At 66.8% G+C, this 20,106-nt stretch carries 19 protein-coding genes; 10 read left to right on the top strand and 9 right to left on the bottom strand.

Annotated features, from left to right (window positions below):
- The first annotated feature begins 41 nt into the window (after positions 1-41).
- Complete coding sequence (locus ACWPN7_RS33045) at positions 42-521, top strand: GFA family protein (RefSeq protein ID WP_451995051.1); 480 nt, start codon at positions 42-44, stop codon at positions 519-521.
- 19 nt (positions 522-540) lie between these two features.
- Here the strand turns inward: ACWPN7_RS33045 and ACWPN7_RS33040 are convergent, their stop codons facing one another.
- Positions 541-1,314 carry an ABC transporter permease gene (locus tag ACWPN7_RS33040; RefSeq protein WP_200478491.1) on the bottom strand — a complete coding sequence of 258 codons (774 nt, stop codon included), beginning with the start codon at positions 1,312-1,314 and terminating at the stop codon, positions 541-543.
- Positions 1,311-2,237: an ABC transporter ATP-binding protein gene (locus ACWPN7_RS33035; RefSeq protein WP_451995049.1), complete on the bottom strand. Its 927-nt coding sequence runs from the start codon at positions 2,235-2,237 to the stop codon at positions 1,311-1,313. Before ACWPN7_RS33035 ends, ACWPN7_RS33040 begins: the two co-directional genes overlap by 4 nt.
- Positions 2,238-2,463: 226 nt before the next feature.
- On the opposite strand from ACWPN7_RS33035, the gene ACWPN7_RS33030 reads away from it, so the two are divergent.
- Together ACWPN7_RS33030 and ACWPN7_RS33025 are read left to right on the top strand one after the other, a co-directional pair.
- Positions 2,464-3,147, top strand: coding sequence for an HD domain-containing protein (locus ACWPN7_RS33030; protein ID WP_145704657.1), 684 nt, complete (start codon positions 2,464-2,466; stop codon positions 3,145-3,147).
- Between the two features lie 189 nt (positions 3,148-3,336).
- Entirely contained in the window at positions 3,337-5,256 is a 1,920-nt protein-coding gene (locus tag ACWPN7_RS33025) for an O-linked N-acetylglucosamine transferase, SPINDLY family protein (RefSeq protein WP_492273732.1), read from the top strand.
- Between the two features lie 105 nt (positions 5,257-5,361).
- Here the strand turns inward: ACWPN7_RS33025 and ACWPN7_RS33020 are convergent, their stop codons facing one another.
- Positions 5,362-5,556 carry a hypothetical protein gene (locus tag ACWPN7_RS33020; RefSeq protein WP_103040780.1) on the bottom strand — a complete coding sequence of 65 codons (195 nt, stop codon included), beginning with the start codon at positions 5,554-5,556 and terminating at the stop codon, positions 5,362-5,364.
- A 248-nt stretch (positions 5,557-5,804) separates the two neighbouring features.
- Between ACWPN7_RS33020 and ACWPN7_RS33015 the strand changes: the two genes are divergently transcribed.
- The 3 genes from ACWPN7_RS33015 (at position 5,805) to ACWPN7_RS33005 (ending at position 7,531) form a co-directional block, all read left to right on the top strand.
- A complete protein-coding gene (locus ACWPN7_RS33015) occupies positions 5,805-6,413 on the top strand; it encodes a helix-turn-helix domain-containing protein (protein ID WP_349619841.1) in 609 nt (202 codons plus the stop codon).
- 78 nt (positions 6,414-6,491) lie between these two features.
- Positions 6,492-7,208: a DUF808 family protein gene (locus ACWPN7_RS33010; RefSeq protein WP_492273731.1), complete on the top strand. Its 717-nt coding sequence runs from the start codon at positions 6,492-6,494 to the stop codon at positions 7,206-7,208.
- Between the two features lie 44 nt (positions 7,209-7,252).
- The gene (locus ACWPN7_RS33005; RefSeq protein WP_492273730.1) at positions 7,253-7,531 is read left to right on the top strand and encodes a DUF808 family protein; all 279 of its coding nucleotides are present in this window, start codon (positions 7,253-7,255) and stop codon (positions 7,529-7,531) included.
- 213 nt (positions 7,532-7,744) lie between these two features.
- Here ACWPN7_RS33005 and ACWPN7_RS33000 read toward each other — a convergent pair whose 3' ends face one another.
- From ACWPN7_RS33000 to ACWPN7_RS32990, 3 genes are all read right to left on the bottom strand, one after another.
- Positions 7,745-9,022 carry a TRAP transporter large permease gene (locus tag ACWPN7_RS33000; RefSeq protein WP_492273729.1) on the bottom strand — a complete coding sequence of 426 codons (1,278 nt, stop codon included), beginning with the start codon at positions 9,020-9,022 and terminating at the stop codon, positions 7,745-7,747.
- Positions 9,019-9,537: a TRAP transporter small permease gene (locus tag ACWPN7_RS32995; RefSeq protein ID WP_040137330.1), complete on the bottom strand. Its 519-nt coding sequence runs from the start codon at positions 9,535-9,537 to the stop codon at positions 9,019-9,021. Before ACWPN7_RS32995 ends, ACWPN7_RS33000 begins: the two co-directional genes overlap by 4 nt.
- 174 nt (positions 9,538-9,711) lie before the next feature.
- Positions 9,712-10,695 carry a C4-dicarboxylate TRAP transporter substrate-binding protein gene (locus tag ACWPN7_RS32990; protein ID WP_137105784.1) on the bottom strand — a complete coding sequence of 328 codons (984 nt, stop codon included), beginning with the start codon at positions 10,693-10,695 and terminating at the stop codon, positions 9,712-9,714.
- A gap of 184 nt (positions 10,696-10,879) precedes the next feature.
- Between ACWPN7_RS32990 and ACWPN7_RS32985 the strand changes: the two genes are divergently transcribed.
- Entirely contained in the window at positions 10,880-11,599 is a 720-nt protein-coding gene (locus tag ACWPN7_RS32985; RefSeq protein ID WP_014242052.1) for a GntR family transcriptional regulator, read from the top strand.
- Positions 11,600-11,998: 399 nt separating this feature from the next.
- Here the strand turns inward: ACWPN7_RS32985 and ACWPN7_RS32980 are convergent, their stop codons facing one another.
- From ACWPN7_RS32980 to ACWPN7_RS32970, 3 genes are all read right to left on the bottom strand, one after another.
- Positions 11,999-13,285: an MFS transporter gene (locus tag ACWPN7_RS32980; protein ID WP_137105785.1), complete on the bottom strand. Its 1,287-nt coding sequence runs from the start codon at positions 13,283-13,285 to the stop codon at positions 11,999-12,001.
- Between the two features lie 283 nt (positions 13,286-13,568).
- Positions 13,569-14,459, bottom strand: coding sequence for a LysR family transcriptional regulator (locus tag ACWPN7_RS32975; protein ID WP_040137332.1), 891 nt, complete (start codon positions 14,457-14,459; stop codon positions 13,569-13,571).
- 172 nt (positions 14,460-14,631) lie between these two features.
- Positions 14,632-15,114, bottom strand: a complete 483-nt coding sequence (locus tag ACWPN7_RS32970; RefSeq protein ID WP_040137032.1) for an Lrp/AsnC family transcriptional regulator — start codon at positions 15,112-15,114, stop codon at positions 14,632-14,634.
- A 153-nt stretch (positions 15,115-15,267) separates the two neighbouring features.
- On the opposite strand from ACWPN7_RS32970, the gene ACWPN7_RS32965 reads away from it, so the two are divergent.
- The 3 genes from ACWPN7_RS32965 to ACWPN7_RS32955 all read left to right on the top strand — a co-directional run bounded on the left by ACWPN7_RS32965 (position 15,268) and on the right by ACWPN7_RS32955 (position 20,023).
- Positions 15,268-17,676: a thiamine pyrophosphate-binding protein gene (locus ACWPN7_RS32965; RefSeq protein WP_200475506.1), complete on the top strand. Its 2,409-nt coding sequence runs from the start codon at positions 15,268-15,270 to the stop codon at positions 17,674-17,676.
- Positions 17,677-18,113: 437 nt separating this feature from the next.
- Positions 18,114-18,818 (top strand): calcium-binding protein, encoded by a 705-nt coding sequence (locus ACWPN7_RS32960; RefSeq protein ID WP_051658563.1) that lies wholly within the window; start codon positions 18,114-18,116, stop codon positions 18,816-18,818.
- Positions 18,819-18,937: 119 nt separating this feature from the next.
- A complete protein-coding gene (locus ACWPN7_RS32955; RefSeq protein WP_040137036.1) occupies positions 18,938-20,023 on the top strand; it encodes a site-2 protease family protein in 1,086 nt (361 codons plus the stop codon).
- The last annotated feature ends 83 nt before the right edge of the window (positions 20,024-20,106 follow it).

Genomic DNA, 20,106 nt, shown 5'->3' with positions numbered 1-20,106 from the left:
GGCGCCGCAGCCGGGCGCCCGAGGACGGGAGGAGAGGACGGATGAAGCTCGACGGGTCCTGCCACTGCGGCGCGGTGCGATTCTCGGTGGACGCCTACGCGCCGGTCCCCTACCTGCGCTGCTACTGCTCGATCTGCCGCAAGACGGCGGGCGGGGGCGGCTACGCCATCAATCTGGGGGCCAAGGCCGACACGCTGGAGGTGACGGGGGCGGAGCACATCTCCGTCTTCCACGCCCGCATCGACGGCGAGGAAAGCCCCGGCGAGCGGCGCTTCTGCGCGCGCTGCGGCTCCGCCCTGTGGGTGATCGACCCGCGCTGGCCGGAGCTGGTCCACCCCTTCGCCAGCGCCATCGACAGTCCCCTGCCGGTGGCGCCGGCCCACGTCCACATGATGCTGGGGTCGAAGGCCAACTGGGTCCCGGTCGAGGCCGGGCCGGGGGACGAGCGCAGCGACGACTACCCGCCGGCATCCCTGGAGGAGTGGCACCGCGCCCACGGGATGCTGGACGGCGGGGCATAACCCCCGCCATCCGTGCCGATCAGTTCTTCAGCTTGTAGCCGGTGCGGAAGATCCACCAGACCGCCGTCAGGCAGAGCGCCAGGAACAGCGCGGTCATGGCGAGGCTGATCCCCACCGGCACGTCGGCCTGGCCGTAGAAGCTCCAGCGGAAGCCGCTGACCAGATAGACGACCGGGTTGAACAGGGTGATCTTCTGCCACAGCGGCGGCAGCATGCTGATCGAGTAGAAGCTGCCGCCGAGGAAGGCCAGGGGCGTGATGACCAGGATCGGCACGATCTGCAGCTTCTCCCAGCCGTCCGCCCAGACGCCCAGGATGAAGCCGAACAGGCTGAAGGTGACCGAGGTGAGCACCAGGAAGGCGACCATCCAGACCGGGTGCTGGATCGAGTAATCGACGAACAGCCGGGCGGTCAGCAGGATCAGCACGCCGAGGATCATCGACTTGGTCGCCGCCGCCCCGACATAGCCGAGCACCGTCTCGAAGGCCGAGATCGGGGCCGACAGCACCTCGTAGATCGTGCCGGAATAGCGCGGCATGTAGATGCCGAAGGAGGCGTTGGACACGCTTTCCGTCAGCACCGACATCATGACAAGGCCGGGCACCAGGAAGGCGCCGTAGCTCACCCCGTCCACCGCCGTGAAGCGCCCGCCGATGGCCGCCCCGAAGACGATGAAGTAGAGCGAGGTCGAGATCACCGGCGCCGCGATGCTCTGGAACAGCGTGCGCCAGGTGCGGGCCAGCTCGAACAGATAGATGGCCTTGACCGCATGAAGGTTGATGGGGGAGGTCATGCCCGCTCCTTCACAAGGCTGACGAAGATCTCCTCGAGGGAGCTTTCCTCGGTGTGCAGGTTCGTGAAATCGATGCCGTGGTCGCCGAGCTTGCGGAGAAGCCGGGCGATGCCCGTCTGGTCGTCCTGCGTGTCGAAGCTGTAGACCAGCTCCCGCCCGTCGCCGGACAGGGTCAGGGGGTAGCCGGCCAGTTCCGCCGGGATGGACTCCAGCGGGTTCTGGAGCTGCAGGGTCAGCAGCCGCTTGCCCAGCTTGCGCATCAGCGCGGCCTTGTCCTCGACCAGCACGATGCGGCCGTTGGAGATGACGCCGATGCTGTCGGCCATCTCCTCCGCCTCCTCGATGTAGTGGGTGGTCAGGATGATGGTCACGCCGCTGTCGCGCAGCCGCCCGATCATCTCCCACATGCCGCGGCGAAGCTCCACGTCCACCCCGGCGGTCGGCTCGTCGAGGAAGAGGATGCGCGGCTCGTGCGACAGGGCCTTGGCGATCATCACGCGGCGCTTCATGCCGCCGGACAGCGCCATGACCTTGCTGTCCTTCTTGTTCCAGAGGGACAGGTCCTTCAGCACCTTCTCGATGTGGGCGGGATCGGGCGGCCTGCCGAACAGCCCGCGGCTGAAGCTGACGGTGGCCCAGACGCTCTCGAACGCCTCGGTCGTCAGTTCCTGCGGGACGAGGCCGATCAGCGAGCGCGCGGCGCGCCAGTCGCGCACGATGTCGTGCCCGTCCACCGTCACGGTGCCCGCGGTGGCGTTGACGATGCCGCAGACGGTGCTGATGAGCGTCGTCTTGCCGGCCCCGTTCGGTCCCAGCAGGGCGAAGATCTCGCCGCGGCGGATGTCGAGATCGACCCCCTTCAGCGCCTGGAAGCCGGTGGCGTAGGTCTTTTCCAGCCCACGCACCTGAATGATCGGCTGCATGTCTCCCCTCTGCCTGTCGGTCGGCCCGTTCCGGGCGGGCGTCACCTTAACGGCGGGACGGTCCGTGGTCATCGGGCATTCGGCGCGACGCAACCATTCCGGATAAGGGGGGCCTGATTTGGGAGTCCCGATTCGGGGTGGGGGATGCCCGCCCACAAATGATTTCGGGACAACAGCCCTGCCCATCCCCATATTATGTAAAAAGCACGAAAGAGGACGAGCGCTCATGCCAAAAGATGTTGTGCTCAGCGATGTCGATGTTTGGGAAAGCTCCATCACCACATGGCTGCGTTCCAACGCGGCCGAGGACCCGGCCCACGACATCGACCATCTTCTTCGCGTTTGGCGCACCGCCAAGGCTCTGGCCGCGGCGGAGGCCGAACGGGAGGGCGGACCGCCGCCCGATATGCTCGTCGTGCTGGCCGCGGCCCTGCTCCACGACATCGTGAACGTGCCCAAGGACCATCCGGACCGCAGCCGCGCCTCCCGCCTGTCGGCGGACCGGGCGGAGGAGGTTCTGCGCGGCATGGGCTTCCCGGACGCGCTGATTCCCGCCACCCGCCACGCCATCGAGGCGCACAGCTACTCCGCCGGCATCCCGCCGCTGACCATCGAGGCGAAGCTGGTCCAGGACGCCGACCGGCTGGAAAGCCTGGGGGCCATCGGCATCGCCCGCTGCTTCGCCACCTCCGGCCTGATGAAGCGGGCGCTGTTCCACGGCGAGGACCCGATGGCCGAGACCCGCCCGCTGGACGACCTGCAATACGCGCTGGACCATTTCAAGGCGAAGCTGCTGCTGCTTCCCAACACCATGCAGACCCCGGCCGGCCGGGCGCGGGCGCAGGAGCGGGCGGCCTTCCTGCTGTCCTTCCAGGTCCAGCTTCTGGCGGAGATCGCCGGGGACGCCTGACGGTCCGGGCACGGCATGCGTGTAAAGGCAGGCCCGACAACAACGCTCTGCTCCCCGGGGCGGCGTCGCGTTAGCATAACCTAATGGAGCGTTCCGCGCCGGCGGTTCGGCTCTTGCGGACCGGGCCGCGGCGATCGCGGCGCGGCCCGTTCTGTTGTGCGAAACGACGCAATTCGGGTTGCATCGACCATGAACAAGAACAGGCATCCCGGCGGCCCTTCGCCGGACATGCGCAAACTGTCGGACGCCCTGGCCTTGGCCCAGAAAGGCGATTTGGCACGCGCCGTCGCGTTGTACGAACAGGCGACCAGGGGCGCCGCCCTGACTCCGCAGATCGCGGGGTTCGGGCGGGACCTCCATGCGGCGGTCGGCAACGCCGCCTTCGGAAGCCAGCGCTACGACGACGCCATGAGCGCGTTCGAGCGGGCGCGTCGTTGCGATCCGCATCACCCCGGAATCCTGCTCAACATCGGCAACACCCTGTTCAGGATGGCCGCTTATGACCGGGCCGCCGGGGTGCTCGAGCAGGCGCGGTCGCTGCATCCGGCGAGTCCGGACACGCTGCTCAGCCTCTCGGCAGTGCTGTTCCAACTGGGACGCCTCGCGGAGGCGGAGCGTTTGGGCCGTCAGGCAGCGGCGGTGGCGCCGAACGCTCCGGCGGTGTGGTTCAATCTGGGGACCGCTCGCAAGGGGCAGGACAAGCTGGCGGCCGCCGCAGAGGCCTACCGCCGCGCGCTGAGGATCATGCCCGGGAACCCGACCGCGACGGTCGGGCTGATCCAGACCAAGCAACGGTCCTGCGACTGGTCCAGCTTCGACGACGACGCGGTCGCGCTGGATTCCATCGCTGCGCAGGGCGCGCCGGTCCAGGCCTCCATGATGCTGTCCCACCGTGTTTCCGCCCGGTCGCTCCTGGCGGCGGCGCGGGCGCACGCGCAGACGATCCGGTCGAAGCCGGTGCGGCCGAAGACGAAGCCCGGCAAAGCGGACGTCGCCACCATCGCCTACCTGTCGAACGATTTCCGCCAGCACCCGGTCGCGCAGCTGCTGGCGGAGGTGCTGGCGCTGCACGACCGGTCGCGCTTCCGCGTGCTTGCCTACAGCTATGGCCCGGACGACGACAGCGTCGAGCGTGGCCGCATCCGCGAAGGCGTCGACCGCTTCATCGACATCAACTCGCTGTCCGCGGAGGAGGCCGCCGAGACGATCCGTCGGGATGGCGTCGACATCCTGATCGACCTCAAGGGCTACACCGGCCACCCGCGGCCGCACATCCTCGCCGCCCGGCCGGCACCGGTGCAGGCCCAGTTCCTGGGCTATCCGGGCACCATGGGGGCGCCATGGATCGACTACATCGTCGCCGATCCCGTCTCCCTGCCGCCGGAGTTGGAAAGCGGCTTCACCGAGGCGGTCGCGCGGATGCCGCGCTGTTTCCTGCCGCGGGACCGGCGTCATGGGGTCCCGCCAGCACCGCCGCGGCCGGCCTGCGGTCTTCCGGCGGGCGGCTTCGTGCTCGCCTGCTTCAACAACGCCTACAAGATCACACCCGAGATCTGGGCCGTCTGGATGGCGTTGCTGCACAAAATCCCAGACGCGGTGCTGTGGCTTGCCCGGACGACCGCGGAGGCGGAGCAGAATCTGCTGCGAGCCGCCCAATCGGCAGGGATAGCCACGGACCGCATCGTCTTCGCACCCTGGGCGCCGACCTTGGGGGATCACCTGTCCCGGCTCCAGAACGCCGACCTGATGCTGGACACCCTGCATTACGGTGCCCACACGACGGCGAGCGACGCGCTGTGGGCCGGGCTTCCGCTGGTGACGTGCCAGGGACACACGTTGCAATCGCGCGTGGCCGCCAGCCTTCTCCACACCGCCGGCCTGCCTGACTTCGTGACGGGGTCCCTGGCGCAATACGAAAGGGCGGTTCTTCATTGGGCGAACAACCGCACCGGTCTGGAGGCGGTTCGGACCCGACTGCGCGCCGAGCGCGACGGCGGGCCGCTGTTCGACATGAACGCCTACACGCGCCTGCTCGATCAGGCGTTGCTGACGATGCTGGAGCGCCAGCGCCAAGGCAAGCCGCCGGCGACCTTCACGGTCGCCGGGTAAAACAGCGCGCAAAACGAAAAAGGACCGCTCCAGAGGAGTCGGTCCTTTTTTCCGGCCCGGATGGGCGGGCCGCCGCGTCGTGGGGCCGAAAGGCCCTGGCGCCGGTCATTCGCGCATCAGCGTCGGCAGGTCGAGCGTCGAGGTGCCGGCCGCCGGGGCGTAGGTGCCGGACGAGACAGCTTGGTATACGATATACAACGGAGTGGCCGAGAACCAAGCGCTGGCGAATTCCGTAACACCCTTGGCGATGCTCGACAGAAGGCCGTCGTGATGGCTGTGATGGGCGGAAGCGTAAGCCATGATGTGTCTCCTCTTTGCTGATGGGGTTATTGTGCCGTGGTATACCCGATACCAGAAGCGCTATGCCCGCAGAGCAGCAAGACCGAAAAATTACAGCTTCCTCAAGCGTTTAGGAACAAAACAGTCGGCTTGGCGAACCAAAAAATGGATACTCCGGTATGACTTCTGCCACATGATTGCGTATGTGTTTGCCGGGGAATCGCGTACTTTCCCATCATTACCCCCGGAGATAATCTGGAGAGCCGTCTGTGCCGGTGCATGAGTGGCCGCAGATTGTGCGCGCGTTGCGAAGGCTGCACGGTCTGACCGCCGCGCAGTTCGCCGTCATGCTGGCCACCACCGAGGAAACCGTCGCCCGCTGGGAGTCCGGCACCACCCTGCCCGACCCGCGGGAACAGGCGCTGTTGCGCGACGTGCTGACCGGCCATTTCCGGCACCACCCCACCTTCCTCGGCCTGAAGGCGATGGTGCGGAGCATGGGTGAGAAATGCACCCTCTACACACCCGGACTAATCGCGCAGGCTGTATCCCCGCCGCTGGCGCAATGGCTCGAGCGGCACCGCTTCGACATCGTCGGCTCCTCCCTGCTGCCGCGCATCGACGGGCTGACCGCGGAGATGATGGAGCGCTACGCCCTGCCCATGCTGGAAGGGGCAAGCGACGCCCTGTCGGTCACCTACAACGACCGGGCCGTGGCCTTCCGCAACGCCGTCATCAACCGGCGGCTGAGCGTCGTCCCGGTGGACGGCGTGCGAGTCCTGGTGCTGGTGGACCGGGTGCTCTACCTGGACGATGGTCGGGACACGCCGGACCCGGATGTCCACATGCTCACCGCCGACCAACTGGTCGACGACTGACCGGCCCTTCGAAGGTCCGGCTTGCCCCTGGCGGCGTTGTCTGCTCCATGGACGCCGGTACGGAGGGGAGCCAAGGCCTTGAGCACGGGACTGATTGCACTGTTGGACGATGTGGCCGGGTTGGCGAAGGTCGCCGCCGCCTCGCTGGACGACGCCGCGGGGCAGGCGGCGCGGGCGGGGGCCAAGGCCGCCGGGGTGGTGGTGGACGACGCCGCGGTGACGCCGCGCTATGTGGTCGGCTTCACCGCCGACCGTGAACTGCCGATCATCGGCAAGATCGCGCTGGGCTCGCTGAAGAACAAGCTGGTGTTCCTGCTGCCCCTGGCGTTGGCGCTCAGCCTCGTGGCGCCCTGGGCGATCACGCCACTGCTGATGCTGGGCGGCGGCTTCCTCTGCTACGAGGGGGCGGAGAAGGTGTGGGAGGCGCTGCGTCCACACGCGGCGCACCATGACGCCGACGGAGCGGGCGCCGCCGGGCAGGACGCCGCGCAGTTCGAGCGGGAGAAGGTCAACAGCGCCATCAAGACCGACCTGATCCTGTCGGCGGAGATCATGGCCATCGTCCTGTCCACGGTCGCCGCCGAAACCTCGTCCTTCTGGATGCAGGCCGCTGTTCTCGCGGTCGTCGGGGCGGGCATCACCGGCCTCGTCTACGGCGCGGTGGCGCTGATTGTGAAGGCGGACGACGTCGGCCTGTCGCTGGCGCAGAACGGGCGTCCGGCGGCCAGCCTGCTGGGGCTGCGCACCCCCTCCCCGGCGCGCCAGGCGGCGCCGACCGGGCACTCGCCCCGGTGACCCAGGCAATCGGGCGTGGACTGGTCAAGGGGATGCCGGTCTTTTTGAGGCTGCTCGCCCTGGTCGGCACCGCGGCCATGCTGTGGGTCGGCGGCGGCATCATCATCCATGGGCTGGAGGGCTTCGGCCTGACCGCGGTCGGTCACGCGATCCATGGTGCCGCCGTGGCGGCGGGAGAGGCCGTACCGGCGGCGAAGGCCGCGGTGGAATGGCTGGTCGGGGCGGCCGGAGCCGGGGTGTTCGGCCTGTTGCTGGGTGCCCTGCTGATCCCCCTGGTGCACACGGTGATCGAACCGCTCTGGCGCATGGTGACGGGCAAATAGGGCGGCTGGGAGCGAAGCGCGAAGGGGCGGCCCTGCCCGGACCGCCCCTTGGCGTTTGCCCTTCACACGCGGCCCTGCCCCGTTTCCACAATGACAAGGACGCTCCATGGACGGGGCTTGGTGTGCCCGGACCGGCCGTGGGTCCGCCGAGAGATCGGAGCGCTATATACTAGTATATCAGAGCCCCGTCCCTTGGCAAGCCCCCCTTTCCCCTCACATCAGCATGTTCGGCAGGAACAGCACCAGCCCCGGCCACAGCGTCAGCACGGCGACCAGCAGGACGATGGTGCCGACGAAGGGCAGCAATTCGACGACATACTCCTCGATCGGGCAGTCGAGCAGGCTGCACACCGTGTACATGGCCACGCCCACCGGCGGCGTCATCGAGCCCAGCGTGACGATGGTCATCATCAGGATGCCGAAATGCACCGGATCGACACCCAGCGGCGTGACGATGGGCAGGAAGATCGGCGTCAGCAGCAGGACCAGCACCGTGCTTTCGACGAACAGGCCGGCGATGAACAGGAAGATCAGAATCAGCGCCACCACCAGCAGCGGATTGCTGGTCAGCTGGGTCATCGCCTCGGCGATGGTCTGGGGCGCCTGCTCGAAGATGATGGCATAGCCGACCATGCCCGAGAACAGGATGATGAGCATGATCAGGCCGGTGTCCACCACCGCTTCCTGAAGCGCCTCGGCCACCCCAGCCCAGGTCAGTTCCCGGTGCAGGAGGAAGCCGACCACGGCGGCGTAGACGACGGCGAAGGCGCCGACCTCCGACGGGGTGAACAGGCCGCCGCGGATGGCGAACAGCAAGGCCACCGGGAACAGCAGCGCCCATTTGGCGTCGGCCACCGCCCGCCACACGGCGCGCAGGGTCGGACGCTCGGCCATTTCCGGGCGGTAGCCGCGGCGGCGGGCGATCAGCCAGACGGTCAGCATCAGCCCGGCCATCATCATGAAGCCCGGAATGACGCCGGCCAGGAACAGCCGCCCGATCGACACGTTGCCGACGAAGCCGTAAAGGATCAGCCCAAGGCTGGGCGGGATCGTCGCGGTGATCAGCGAACCGACCGCGATGGCGGCGGCGGTGAAGCCCTTCGAGTAGCCGCGGGCGATCAGGCTGGGGCCGAGGATGCGGGCCTCCATCGCCGCGTCGGCCACCGCCGAGCCGGAGACACCGCCCATCAGGGTGGACAGCACGATGCAGACCTGCGCCAGCCCGCCGGACATCCAGGACACCAGCACGTTGGAGCAGTTGATCAGGCGGCTGGTGATGCCCGTCCGGTTCATCATGTGCCCGGCGAGCACGAAGAAGGGCACGGCCAGCAGCGGGAAACTCTGCGAGGCCGAGGCGACCTGCTGCACCCCGATGGACATCGGGATGATGTCGTTCGTGGCGAAGAAGGAGAAGCCGGCGATGCCGATGGCGAAGGCGATCGGAAGGCCGAAGGCCATCAGCGCGAAGAAGGTGACGGCAAGCAGGGTCACGGCACGACCTCCTCGATGTCGCCGGCCTTGGGGGCCGGCGCGAAGACCGGTTTGGGGTGGCTGCGCAGTTCGCGCAGCGTTTCCAGGATCTGAGCGGTCAGCGTGATGGCGAGCAGCAGGCAGCCCACCGGCACCGCGGCGGTCACGAAGGCGTAGCTGATGCCGCTGTCGCCGAACTGGCGTTCCAGGTTCAGCATGGTCAGCCGGTAGCCCATCACCGTCATGGTGACGAGGAAGGCGAGGACCAGCACGCCCAGTACGAGGTCGAGCACGGCCCGGGTGGAGTTCGGCAGGCGCTTGACCAGATAGTCGATGCCGATGTGGGCGCGCTTGCGCAGCGCCATGTCGGCGCCGAGGAAGGCGACCCAGACGAACAGGAGCTGCGCCACGTCCACCGACCAGACCAGGGGATGGCCGAACCAGCGCATGACGCCGGCTGCGAAGACGAGCAGAACAATGGCGGCGAGGAGAAGCATCGCCAGGACGGCTTCCCCCTTGTGAAACAAGGACGACATGATGGCGGTCCCTTGATGGCAGCGGACGGCTTTGGATTCAGAAAGCATCGCCCCCACCCCGACCCTCCCCCGCTTTGCGGGAGAGGGTGCCTTCCGCGAAGCGGCGGCAGTCCCCTCCACCTTGTAGAGGGGGAGGGTTAGGGAGGGGGCAAGGGCGGCCGAACCGACCCCCCGTCAGTTCTGCAGCAGCTTTTCCACGTCCTTGTGGAGTTCGGCGTAGCCCAGCTTCTCGTAGACCGGCGCGGTGGCCTTGCGGAACGGCGTCACGTCGATCTCCTCGATCGTCACGCCCTTCTCCTTCATCTGCTTCTCGAAGTCGGCAAGCGACGCCTGGGTGGCGCGCGACGCGCTGTCGCCGGCCTTCAGCGCTTCCTCCTTGAGGATCGTCTGCTGCTCCGGCGGCAGCTTGTCGAACCAGGCGGCGCTGGTGACGAGTCCGGTGATCAGATTGATGTGGCCGGTCTTGGTGACCCGGTTGGTCACCTCGTACAGGCGGGCGCCGAAGCTGGCCGGGTGCTGGGCCTCGACGCCGTCGATCACCTTCTGCTGCAGGCCGGTGTAGACCTCCGACCAGCCCATCGGGGTCGGGGTGGCGCCCATGGCGCGGATCGTCTCCATCCACACCGGGGCGCCCGGCGTGCGCATGCGGATGCCGGCGAGGTCTTCCGGACCCTTCACCGGCTTGTTGGTCAGCAGGTGCCGTTCACCCTGCCACCAGTTGAAGGACAGCACCTGATGGCCCGACGCCTTGCGCAGCTTGTCCGACCACTGGTCGAACATCGGCGAGGTGACGACCTTGCGGATGCCGTCGTAGCCCTGGGCGAGGTACGGGCCGCCCAGGACGCCGAACTCCTTCACGAAGACGGCGAGGCGCCCGCCGTCCACGACGACCGCGACACCGGCCCCGGCGCGGGCCTGCTCCAGCACGTCCTCGTCCTTACCGAGCTGCGAACCGGGAAACAGGCGGACGGCCATCTTGCCGCCGGACCGCGCCTCGACGTTCTTCTTGAACTCCTCCAGCCCCTTGTAGAGCGGGTCCTGCTGGGCCAGCGCCGTGTTGACGCTGAGCGTGTAATCGGCGGCCAGCGCGCCCCCGGCGACGGTGGCCAGCGCAAAGCCGAGGGCGGCCACGCGCCAAGTGCGGGTGATGATGCTCATGTTTCCTCCCTTTGAGGACAACGCCTCTTGCACGGAGGCGATTGTTCGGTACGCAACTGGTATGGTAGTATACAAGAATGGTGTTGTCCATGGGATTGCAAACGGTGCAGGATAAATCCGCCGTCCAGGATCGTCCGGGCGGGCACCGGCGGGACGGACTGCAAAAAGAAGGGATGGGGAGAGCATGTTGAGGAGGATCGAGCCGGATTCGACGGAACCGGTGGCGCGCCGCGTCTTTCGGGAATTGCGTCACGCCATCGTGACGATGCAGTTCCAGCCTGGCCAGCCGCTGTCCGAGCAGGAGGTCGCCGGCCAACTCGGCGTCAGCCGCCAGCCGGTGCGCGAGGCCTTCATCAAGCTGAGCGAGTCCGGGCTGGTCGTCATCCGCCCGCAGCGTGGCACCTTCGTCGTGAAGATCTCGGCCAAGCAGGTGATGGACGCCCGTTTCGTCCGTGAAGCGGTGGAACTGGCCGTGGCCCGCAAGGCCGGCGAGGGGTTGCCCGCGCGCGCCGTCGCGGAACTGGAGACCAACCTGAAGGCGCAGCGGGAGGCCGCCCAGAGCACCAACCCGGCGGCCTTCCTGGAATTGGACGAAGCCTTCCACCGCACCATCGCGCTGGGGGTCGACTGCGAATACGCTTGGCGGGTGGTGGAGGAAACCAAGGCCCAGATGGACCGCGTGCGCTATCTCAGCCTGCCGCAGGCGACCCCGTTGGACCGGCTGATCACCCAGCACGAGCAGATCGTCGAGGGCATCCGGGCGCGCTGTCCCGACGCCGCCGAGGCCGCCATGCGCGTGCACCTGCGCGAGATCCTGAACTCCCTGCCCGAACTGGCCCAGCGCTTCCCCGATCTGTTCGACAGCGATTCCGCTCCGGCCGAACCGATCGCCGAATCCGCATGAACACTGGGATCGCAGCGCTGCAGGATCCCCAATAGCAGCGCTGTGAGGAGCGCTGCAAATACTTCGCTTCGTCAAGGATTCGACTTATAACAGCGCTATGTTGCGCTGCAATATCGATATGGAAGGCATGCGAATTGCGCGGTTTGTCTTTGAGGCGCGCGGTGCGAACATTGGCTCAACACGACAACGGGGCTCGCCCCGCCGCCCGCCAAAGCCAATCGGAGCCTTGCCATGAAGACCCACATCATCGCCCGCCTCGTCATCGTCAGCGGCTTCGCCCTCGCCTCCCTGCTGACCGCCGCCATCCAGTAAACCGCCCCTCCACATCAAAAAGGGCCGCGCGGCCCGGGTCTTCCCGGATCGCGCGGCCCCATGGTGTGAGACGAGGGGACGCCGGGCTCAGTCGGCGTGGGCACCGCTCGGCACCGCCGGGGGCGTGACCTTGTTCCGGCCCCACTGGCCGAGGACCACCAGCACCACGATGAAGGCCGTGATGTCGAAGACCGACAGGCAGACGAACAGCGGCTCGTAACCGATCGTGCTGGCGAGCTGGCCGATGATCAGCGAGAAGATCATGCCGCCCATGTAGCCGGCCATGCCGCCAAAGCCGGTCGCCGTGGCGACGTCCTGCTTCTCGAAGGTGTCGGTGACCAGGGCGTAGAGCAGGCTCGACAGCATCTGGTGCGCGAAGGCGCCGACCGAGAACAGGAAGATGGCGGTGATCGGGCTGCTGGTCAGGCCGATCAGGGCCGGACCGATCATGCACACCGCGCCGATGCCGATGCCGGCGATGCGCGAGTTGACCAGCGACATGCGGAAGCGCTTGGCGAAGAAGGGCGACAGGTAGCCGCTGAGAACGCAGCCGATGTCGGCGAACAGGAAGGGCAGCCAGGCGAACAGCGCGAACTGCTTGATGTCCATGCCGCGCGTGCTGACCATGTAGAGCGGGATCCAGAAGCTGAAGGTCTGCCACGCCGGCTCGGTCAGGAAGCGGGCGGCGGCGATGCCCCAGAACTTGCGCATGGTGACGACGCGCTTCATCGAGGGCTTGGGAAGCTCAACGTGCTCCTGGCCGTCCAGGATGTAGGCGTGCTCCTCCTTGGTCAGGCGCGGGTGGTTCTCCGGGTTGCGGTACAGCGCCAGCCACAGCATCGACAGGCCGACGCCCAGCAGGCCGGTGACGACGAAGGCGATCTGCCAGCTCCAGGTCACGGAGAGCCAGATCACCAGCGGCGGGGCGATCATGGCGCCGACGGAACTGCCGGTGTTGAACCAGCCCGTGGCGATGGAGCGCTCCTTGGCCGGGAACCACAGGGTGGCGGTCTTGGCGCCCGACGGCATGGCCGCGGCCTCGCTGATGCCCAGCAGGCCGCGGAAGAAGGCCATCGACTGCCAGCCGCCGGAGAAGGCGTGCAAGGCCGCGGCGCTGCCCCAGACGAAGGCGAACATCGCGTAGCCGAACTTCAGGCCGACGAGGTCCGTCACATAGCCGGCGATCGGCTGCATCAGGCTGTAGCAGAGCTGGAACACGCTGACGATGTAAGAATACTGCTCCGTCGTGAAGTGCAGTTCTTCCTTGAGCATCGGCGCCAGGATGCCCAGCGTGTTGCGGTCGATGTAGTTGATGATCGTCCCCAGCATGATGAGCGCCAGGACTTTCCATCTCAGACCACGCACTATCTTCATGACTTCCTCACTTGCCCGTTCATCGGCAGGCATGGGCGCACGCCTTTCCCTTCCGGGAAACTCCTGGCGATTGCAATTATTGGATGGGGCCCAGGGCTTGAACGCTGGCACGCGGTGGGCTCCGCATATGCAGCATATATTAATATATCAGTTCGGCGCGCAAGCGCTAAGTCGGCCGGCCTGTCCTGACCGACAATATGTCGCATACCAGATGGCAGAAAAAGCAAAGGGGCACAGCCCTGTCCAGCGCCGCGCCCCTGTCAGACAACCCCTTGAACGGGAATTAGAATTGGCTCTCCGCAACCTTCTTGACCAGGAAGTCGCGGAAGACCGCGATGCGCTTGGAATGGCGCAGTTCCTCCGGATAGACGAAGAAGGCGTCCACCTTCGACCCCGACTGGTCCGGCAGCACCCGCACAATGTCGTTCAGACCGGTCACCAGATAGTCGGGCAGAGAGCCGACGCCCAGCCCGCTCTCCACGGCGCGGAAGATCGCGTAAAGGTTGTTGACCTGAAGGACCGTCCGGTCGCGGGCGACCGGATCGGTCACCAGATCGCGCAGCCAGTGGGTGTTGGCGAAAGGCGCACGCAACTCCTGCGGATAGGTCACCAGATCGTGGGAGGCGAGATCGGCCACCGTCTGGGGCTCACCCTTGCGGTCCAGATACCGGCGGTGCGCGTAGAGGTGGGAGCGGAAGGTCATCAGATGCCGCTGGATCAGGTCCGGCTGGCGCGGCGGGCTGACGCGGATCGCCACGTCGGCTTCGCGCATGCCCAGATCCAGCTCCGTGTCGGTGATCAGCAGGGTGAGCTGGATGTCCGGGTAGAGCGCCAGGAATTCCCCGATGCGCGGAGTCAGCCAAGTCGAGCCGAAGGCGGCCGTGGCCGTCACCTTCAGCGGCCCCTTGGCGGCGTCCTTGCTCTCGCTCAGCATCGCCTGGGTCATCGACAGCTTCGCGAAGATGTCGCGCGCCGCGTGGTTCAGCAACTCGCCCTGCTCGGTCAGGATCAGGCCGCGGGCGTGCCGGTGGAACAGCGGAACGCCGAGGCTGTCCTCCAGCGCGCTGATCTGCCGGCTGACCGCCGATTGGCTGAGGTTGAGGGCCTCGCCGGCGTGGGTGAAGCTGCCGGCCTCGGCCACAGCGTGGAACACCCGCAACTTGTCCCAGTCCATCATCCCGTCCTGCTTCCCGATGCCTTTGCCTGTTGGGCGGGGTCTGTCAGCGGAAAAATTCGCCGCTCGCCCCTGTTCCAATACTCTTTATGGCAAAACGCGGCCCAGGTCTTCCATCGCGAACGTCAGAGAAAGACGCCGCGGACATTAGACGTCTAATTTTTCGCTCACCTCACTCCGCCAAATGGCCCAACGGCAGGGCCGTGCGGTAGCGCACCTGCTTCAGGGCAAAGCTGGACCGGATGTTGGCGACTCCGGAAATCCGCGTCAGATGCTCCTTCAGAAAGCGTTCGTAGCTGGCAAGGTCGGGCACCACCACGCGCAGCAGGTAATCGGCGTCGCCGGTCATCAGGTAGCATTCCATCACCTCCGGCAGCGCCATCACGGCGGCCTCGAAGGCGTCGATCCGCTCCTCCACCTGCCGCTCCAGGCTGACGCTGACGAAGACGTTCACCGGGAGATCGACCGCAGCGGGATCGACCAGCGCGACGTGGCGGGTGATGACGCCCGCCTCCTCAAGCGCCTTGACCCGGCGCAGGCAGGGAGACGGCGACAGACCGACGCGCTCCGCCAGATCGTTGTTGGGCATCCGCCCGTCCTGCTGGAGCAGGGCCAGGATCTTCCGGTCAATGCGATCGAGTTTGATTTTTGGCATTTCGTGCTGTCTGTCCCGATTTCGCGCAATTGGATGCTAAACCGGTGTCGCTTGCGGCGCCACTTTGCAAACTCCTGCCGCAGCACAAATGATAGGCTTCACCGATCATCGACCGCCGTTCCATCAAAAATGGAAGATTGAAGGGGAACAGACATGGACGCGACCATTCCGAACCACGCCGACCTCGCCTGCCTGCGCGAGCTGGAGCGCAAGGTTCTCTGGCTCGCGTCCTGGACGATCCACAACGCCAACCACGTACGCCCCAACCAGGACGGGCTGAAGATCGGCGGGCATCAGGCGTCCTCGGCCTCGCTGGCGACGATCATGACGGCGCTCTATTTCCAGGCCCTGCGCCCGGAGGACCGGGTGGCGGTGAAGCCGCACGCCAGCCCGATCTTCCACGCCATCCAGTATCTCCTGGGGAACCAGACGCGCGAGAATTTGGAGAATTTCCGCGGCTTCAAGGGCGCCCAGTCCTACCCGTCGCGAACCAAGGACGTGGACGACGTGGACTTCTCCACCGGCTCGGTCGGGCTGGGGGTGGCGCAGACGCTCTTCGCCGCGCTGGTGCAGGACTATGTGAAGGCCAAGGGCTGGGCGAAGGACCTGCCCGAGGGGCGCATGGTGTCGCTGGTCGGCGACGCCGAGATGGATGAGGGCAACATCTTCGAAGCCCTCCAGGAAGGCTGGAAGCACGGGCTGCGCAACACCTGGTGGATCGTCGACTACAACCGCCAGAGCCTGGACGCGGTGATCCGCGAGGGGCTGTGGGAGCGGCTGGAGAACATCTTCCGCGCCTTCGGCTGGGACGTGGTGATCCTGAAGTACGGCGCCCTGATGCAGGCGGCCTTCCAGGAGGAGGGCGGGCAGCGCCTGCGCGCCTGGATCGACCAGTGCCCGAACCAGCTCTATTCCGCGCTGACCTACCAGGGCGGAGCGGCGTGGCGGAAGCGGCTGCTCGACGATCTCGGCGACCAGGGGCCGGTGACCCGCCTGATCGAGCGCCGCAACGACGAGGAGCTGGCCCTTCTGATGGGCAATCTCGGCGGCCACGACCTGCCTTCTCTGCTCGACGCCTTCGCCCAGGCGCGCACGCACGACCGGCCGGTCTGCTTCATCGCCTACACCATCAAGGGCGCCGGCCTGCCGCTGGCCGGCCACAAGGACAACCATTCCGGCCTGATGACCCCGGCGCAGATGGAGGCGTTCCGCACCGCCAACGCCGTCCGTCCGGGCCATGAGTGGGACCGCTTCGAAGGGCTGAACCTGCCGGAAGCGGAGTTGGATGCCTTCCTGAAGCGGGTGCCCTTCGCGGCCAAGGGGCGGCGGCGCTATGGCGCCGCGGCGGTCCCGGTGCCGGCGGCCCTGGCGGCTCCGGCGCAGAAGGCGCTGTCCACCCAGGCGGCCTTCGGCCTGATCCTGAACGAGCTGGGGCGCGAGAAGTCGGAGCTGGCGGAGCGCATCGTGACGACCGCGCCGGACGTGACGGTCTCCACCAACCTCGGCGCCTGGGTGAACCGCCGCGGCCTGTTCGCCAAGAGCGCTCTGGCCGACCTGTTCAAGAAGGAGCGCATCCCCTCCACCTACACATGGGACTTCTCCCCCGACGGCCAGCATTTCGAACTGGGCATCGCCGAGTCCAACCTGTTCATCCTGCTGTCGGCGCTGGGCCTGTCGCATTCGCTGTTCGGGGAGCGGCTGTTGCCCATCGGCACCGTCTACGACCCCTTCGTCATGAGGGCGGCGGACCAGATGAACTACGCCTGCTATCAGGACGCGCGGTTCCTGCTGGTGGCCACCCCGTCCGGCGTGACGCTGGCCCCGGAGGGCGGGGCGCACCAGTCCATCGCCACGCCGCTGGTCGGCATGGCCCAGGACGGTCTGGCCTGCTTCGAGCCGGCCTTCGCCGACGAGCTGGCCGTCACCATGCGCTGGGCCTTCGACTACATGCAGCGGGAGGGCGAGGGCGAGCCCGACGAGCGGACTTGGCTGCGCGACGAGACCGGCGGCTCGGTCTATCTGCGCCTGTCCTCCCGCGTGCTGGAGCAGCCGACCCGCACCATGGACGCGGAGTTGGAGAACGGCATCGTCCAGGGCGCCTACTGGCTGCGCCGTCCCGGCCCCAACGCCCAGGTGGTCGTCGCCTACAGCGGCGTGGTGGCGCCGGAGGCCATCGAGGCGGTGGGGATGCTCGGCGAGGATCGCCGCGACGTCGGGCTGCTGGCCGTCACCTCCGCCGACCGGCTGCACGCCGGCTGGAGCGCGGCGCAACGGGCGCGCGAGCGCGGCAAGCCCCACGCACGCTCCCACATCGAACGCCTGCTGGAGGGCGTGCCGTCCCATTGCGCGCTGGTGACGGTGCAGGACGGGCATCCGGCGGGGCTGGGCTGGCTGGGCTCGGTCCACGGCCACCGCACGCGGGCGCTGGGGGTGGAGCATTTCGGCCAGACCGGCACCATCGCCGACCTCTACCGCCATCACGGGATCGACGCCCAGGCCATCGTCCGTGCCGCGGAGGCGCTGTCCCCCGGCCGGCCGGTCCGTTACTTGAAGGCGGTGTAGCCTGAGTCGAGCACCGGCTGCGTCCGTCCTGTGAAAGGCCGCGGCGCACGCCGGACGCTCGCGCGAAGAATCATGTGCCCTTGGCGGCGTCGGTGTCGCTGTCAGCGCCACCACCTTCGAGCGACCGCAGCGGGCTTTCCGCTGCCGGAACGAATTTTCCCAGGCAGAAAAATAATCCCCGGCACCGGCAACAAAAGAGGAGAAACAGGCGCGTCAAAATGACGCTGTAAGTTAGTTAGATAACTAACCGCAAACAACGCCATCAATATCAATGACTTCAATAATTGATATTATAATAAATTGCACTCTCCTGAATGCATTCAATTTCAAATGTATACAAGAGTAACCGGTTTTGAAATGCGCTCCATTGACTCCAGCACACGCTGCTGGCGAAAAACATAGGCCGTCATGCGGCTAATAATATGGAGGCACTTACGATGACGACTTGGTACGGAACTTCCGGAAATGACATTTACGACGCCCCTTCGGGACCGAACATACTGTTCGGACTGGGTGGGAACGACGACATCCTGGGAAACACCGACGCCGACTACATTGATGGTGGCGACGGAAACGACACGCTGTATGGCAGCTTCGGGAACGACAGCCTGTATGGCGGCAGCGGGAACGACACGCTGTACGGCAACGACAACAACGATCTCCTGAGCGGTGACATCGGGGACGACTTCCTCTACGGCGGGAACAACAACGACACGCTGTACGGTGGGGCTGGCAACGACACGCTGTTCGGGGATTACGGGTCGGACATCGGCCAGGACGTTCTGGCGGGCGGAACCGGCAACGATGTTCTGTACGGCGGCAACGACAACGACAACTACCTCTACACCTGCAATTCGGACGGCATCGATCTCATTTCGGACTCGCAGGGCGATTATGACCGGCTCCGCTTGAACGGCCCGACGGCGCCCAACCAGCTCGAATACTACCGGGCCAGCACCTTCGGCGGCGATTCCAACGACCTTCTGTTCTTCACCAAGGCCGACGCCGCCGACGGCACCATCAGCGAGTACATCATCATCGACGACTTCTGGAACGGCGCCGCCGCCGGCGCCGGCCGGATCGAGTATCTCAACCTCAGCGGCACGGATTACTGGTTCAACACCGTCGTCTGGGGTCTGTAAGGTCGTTGGAGGGCTGGGCCGGCCCAGCCCTCCTTCCGATAGGCCCATGACGCCGCACGCCGCGCGACACCACATAAGGAGTCTGTCGAGCAACGGTCACAGCGCGAGGCGAGGTCGGGATGAGCTGGTCGATCCCCATCGGCACCGTGAAGGGCACGGTGATCCGCATCCACATCACCTTCTTCCTGTTCCTTCTGTGGATCGGCGCCGCCTACCACGCGCAGGGCGGCTGGCCGGCGGCGCTGGAGGGGGTGGTCTTCCTCTCGCTGCTGTTCCTCTGCGTCCTGCTGCACGAGTTCGGCCACGTCTTCGCCGCCCGGCGCTACGGCGTCCGCACGCCGGACATCACCCTGCTGCCCATCGGCGGGGTGGCGCGTCTGGAGCGGTTACCGGAGAAGCCGTCGCAGGAGCTGGTGGTGGCGCTGGCCGGGCCGGCGGTCAATCTGGTGATCGCGGCCTTGCTCTACGCGGCGCTCGGCGGCTTCGTGCCGGCGGGGGCGGCGGAGGTGCAGAACGCCGGCATCGACGTGCTGTCCCGGCTGGCCGTGGTCAACCTGTTCCTAGCCCTGTTCAATCTGATCCCCGCATTCCCCATGGACGGCGGGCGCGTTCTGCGGGCGGTGCTGGCGAGCCGCATGGGCTATGTCCGCGGCACCCAGGTGGCGGCCTCCATCGGGCAGGCGGTGGCCATCGGGCTGGGGCTGCTCGGGCTGTTCGGCAACCCGATGCTGCTGTTCATCGCGCTGTTCGTCTATCTGGGCGCCTCGTCGGAGGCGCACGCGGTGCAGATGCGCGAGATCACCCACGGCGTGGTCGTGTCCGACGCCATGGTCACCCGCTTCGAGACGTTGCCGCCCTCCGGCGTGCTGGAGGACGCGGTGCAATGCCTGATCCGCACGACCCAGCACGAGTTTCCCGTGGTGGACGGGGCCGGCACGCTGCGCGGCGTGCTGACCCGCGACGACCTGATCCGCGCCCTGCGCGACCGCGGCCCGGACACGCCGGTGCTGGAGGTGATGCGCCCCGACATTCCGGTGATCCACCGGCACGGCAAGCTGGAGGAGGCGCTGCGGCTGATGCAGGAGAAGAGCCTGCCCGCGGTCGGCGTCGATGACGGGAACGGGCGGCTGGTCGGGCTGGTGACGCCGGAAAATGTGGGGGAGATGATGATGGTCCAGGCCGCCCGGCACGCCCTTCGCCGCTGACCGCCTCCCCCTTCCGTTGCACGGCCTCTCCCTTCGGGAACAAGCGGCGGCCGGGGTCATTGTGCTAGGACAGCGGATGCCCC

This window comes from Azospirillum sp. UENF 312511, assembly GCF_058780635.1.
The sequence above is the reverse complement of the archived record's forward strand: the minus strand, read 5'-3'. Positions and strand labels throughout refer to the sequence as shown.

What these genes read in the sequence shown, in the direction of transcription:
- ACWPN7_RS33045 (WP_451995051.1), top strand. Translation starts at nt 42, where the DNA reads ATGAAGCTCGACGGGTCCTGCCACTGCGGCGCGGTGCGATTCTCGGTG.
- ACWPN7_RS33040 (WP_200478491.1), bottom strand. Translation starts at nt 1,314, where the DNA reads ATGACCTCCCCCATCAACCTTCATGCGGTCAAGGCCATCTATCTGTTC.
- ACWPN7_RS33035 (WP_451995049.1), bottom strand. Translation starts at nt 2,237, where the DNA reads ATGCAGCCGATCATTCAGGTGCGTGGGCTGGAAAAGACCTACGCCACC.
- ACWPN7_RS33030 (WP_145704657.1), top strand. Translation starts at nt 2,464, where the DNA reads ATGCCAAAAGATGTTGTGCTCAGCGATGTCGATGTTTGGGAAAGCTCC.
- ACWPN7_RS33025 (WP_492273732.1), top strand. Translation starts at nt 3,337, where the DNA reads ATGAACAAGAACAGGCATCCCGGCGGCCCTTCGCCGGACATGCGCAAA.
- ACWPN7_RS33020 (WP_103040780.1), bottom strand. Translation starts at nt 5,556, where the DNA reads ATGGCTTACGCTTCCGCCCATCACAGCCATCACGACGGCCTTCTGTCG.
- ACWPN7_RS32995 (WP_040137330.1), bottom strand. Translation starts at nt 9,537, where the DNA reads ATGTCGTCCTTGTTTCACAAGGGGGAAGCCGTCCTGGCGATGCTTCTC.
- ACWPN7_RS32990 (WP_137105784.1), bottom strand. Translation starts at nt 10,695, where the DNA reads ATGAGCATCATCACCCGCACTTGGCGCGTGGCCGCCCTCGGCTTTGCG.
- ACWPN7_RS32985 (WP_014242052.1), top strand. Translation starts at nt 10,880, where the DNA reads ATGTTGAGGAGGATCGAGCCGGATTCGACGGAACCGGTGGCGCGCCGC.
- ACWPN7_RS32980 (WP_137105785.1), bottom strand. Translation starts at nt 13,285, where the DNA reads ATGAAGATAGTGCGTGGTCTGAGATGGAAAGTCCTGGCGCTCATCATG.
- ACWPN7_RS32975 (WP_040137332.1), bottom strand. Translation starts at nt 14,459, where the DNA reads ATGGACTGGGACAAGTTGCGGGTGTTCCACGCTGTGGCCGAGGCCGGC.
- ACWPN7_RS32970 (WP_040137032.1), bottom strand. Translation starts at nt 15,114, where the DNA reads ATGCCAAAAATCAAACTCGATCGCATTGACCGGAAGATCCTGGCCCTG.
- ACWPN7_RS32965 (WP_200475506.1), top strand. Translation starts at nt 15,268, where the DNA reads ATGGACGCGACCATTCCGAACCACGCCGACCTCGCCTGCCTGCGCGAG.
- ACWPN7_RS32960 (WP_051658563.1), top strand. Translation starts at nt 18,114, where the DNA reads ATGACGACTTGGTACGGAACTTCCGGAAATGACATTTACGACGCCCCT.
- ACWPN7_RS32955 (WP_040137036.1), top strand. Translation starts at nt 18,938, where the DNA reads ATGAGCTGGTCGATCCCCATCGGCACCGTGAAGGGCACGGTGATCCGC.